We start from the raw sequence: 523 nt of genomic DNA on the forward strand, positions 1-523 counted from the left end.
GGTGGTAAACTCTAGAACCCCCTTCACCGGCGGCGCTGAGGCGCACGACGGGACGCGAGACGGGGCGGACGGAACGGGTGGCGGTGCTGCTTTGTGAGGTTCGGGTTTGTTTGGCGGAGAAGAAATTCAGAGGTAGGAATGGGCGGGCGCGCCGTAAGATTAGGGCGCACTGGTTTGTTTTTGTCTCTACGCTCTTTGACATCGCGAGTATCTGAAGAGATATGTGGGCGGTTTGGATCATTTCGATGATTGAAGCCTGCATATCGCGCTCCTAGGCTTTCGGGCCGATGATGGAGTGACAGCTTCACTGTCTTGTTCGGCTTTCGGTACCTTTGGTACCTTGAGCACAACAGACAGAGACGACCCGGACTAGCCTCCGGGTCACAGATGTGCAGAGGTTCGAACGTCAAGGATAGCAGCGCAAGCTGCTTTCAACTTGAGAGTTTGATCCTGGCTCAGAACGAACGCTGGCGGCAGGCCTAACACATGCAAGTCGAGCGCTCTCTTCGGAGGGAGCGGCGGA

1 rRNA gene (cut by a window edge) is annotated in these 523 nt (G+C 56.6%); it reads left to right on the plus strand.

The features are described from left to right. Positions 1 to 432: 432 nt before the first annotated feature. Positions 433 to 523: ribosomal RNA gene (locus DL237_RS20200) — 16S ribosomal RNA — on the plus strand; it runs 1383 nt beyond the window's last position.

This window comes from Pseudooceanicola sediminis, from assembly GCF_003575965.1.
Classification (GTDB): Bacteria; Pseudomonadota; Alphaproteobacteria; order Rhodobacterales; family Rhodobacteraceae; genus Pseudooceanicola; species Pseudooceanicola sediminis.